Genomic DNA, 1,294 nt, shown 5'->3' with positions numbered 1-1,294 from the left:
ATACACCGAACTGAACATGCCCCTGCGCAAGGACCTCGAGGTGAATGCCTCGGGTCGTTGGGACAAGTACAGCGTCATCGGTACGACGACGAACGGCAAGCTGTCGACGCGGTACACCCCGGTGAAGGAGCTGCTGCTGCGCGGCGCCATCGGCACCGGCTTCCGCGCACCGACGCTGCCTGAGCTGTACAAGCCGATGACCGTCGGTGTCAGCGAGCAGTTCATCGATCCGTTGCACCCTGATGATGGCGCGATCCAGGCGAATGCCAAGAATGGCGGTAATCCGAACCTGAAGCCGGAAAAGTCGAAGCAGCTGTCGCTGGGCTTCGTGGTGTCGCCGACCAAGAACTATTCGTTCGGCGTGGACTACTTCCTGATCAAGATCGACGACTACATCATCTCGCCGGCCGCCCTCGCGCTGGTCAATGCCGCGCGCGCCGGCAAGCCGCTGTATGGTGACGGTGATGTCGATTTCACGAATGACGATCCCACCTCCACGGTCGAGACCGTCGACCAGCGTCTGCACAACGCGGCATCGGCCCTGCTGCGCGGCTTCGACGTCACCGGCAACTGGAACGACACGTTCTCGTTCGGCAAGGTCTCGGTCGACATGACCGGTACCTACATGCAGACCTTCGACCTGAAGACGCTGGCCGGCACGCAGCACAGCGTCGGCTCGATCGTCCAGGACGACGGGTCTCCGCTCGACGTTGCCAGCACCGGCGTGGTGGCGCGCTGGAAGCACAACCTGAGCGCGACCTGGTCGACGGGCGCTTGGGCGACGACGCTGGCGCAGAACTACTACTCCGGCTATCGCGATGCCAACGACCTGCTGGGCAACGAGCACCGCGTTCCGGCCACGTCGACCTACGACGCGCAGGTGGCGTTCACCGGGGTCAAGAACCTGAAGGTCGCTCTCGGCGCGAAGAACCTGTTCGACAAGGATCCGCCGCTGTTCATCGGCAACGGCTCGTCGTTCCAGTACGGCTTCGATCCGACGATGAGCGACCCGCGCGGCCGTTTCATCTATGTCAACGCGAGCTATCGCTTCTTCTGACGCAGACCGCAAGCAGGTAGGCTGACACCGCTCAGGCTGCACTGCCATGCCCGCTGGCCACAAGCCGGCGGGCATTTTTGTTAACCTCGAACGTTTGCGTTTTCCACACTGGAGATCCCAGCGTATGGACTTTTCCAAGCGACAACGCGATCCCCGACGCCACATCGTCGGGATCGGGTTTGTCATTTTGTTTCACGCGGCGATCGTGTATGCGTTGCTGACGGGGCTGGCCAAGAA

General features: G+C 62.1%; 1 protein-coding gene and 1 pseudogene. Both read left to right on the top strand.

Translation table 11 applies throughout. From position 1 onward, the window contains the following. The coding region (locus AC1DXV_RS34760; protein ID WP_477938061.1) for a TonB-dependent receptor domain-containing protein at positions 1 to 1,057 on the top strand (1,057 nt) is incomplete at its 5' end. Between the two features lie 46 nt (positions 1,058 to 1,103). Continuing rightward, positions 1,104 to 1,294, top strand: a pseudogene (locus tag AC1DXV_RS34755) (hypothetical protein); the annotation flags it as partial.

The sequence above is a fragment of the Rhizobacter sp. P3_C12 genome (assembly GCF_056402735.1).
Note: the sequence above shows the minus strand (reverse complement) of the source record. Positions and strands in the feature narration are given on the sequence as shown.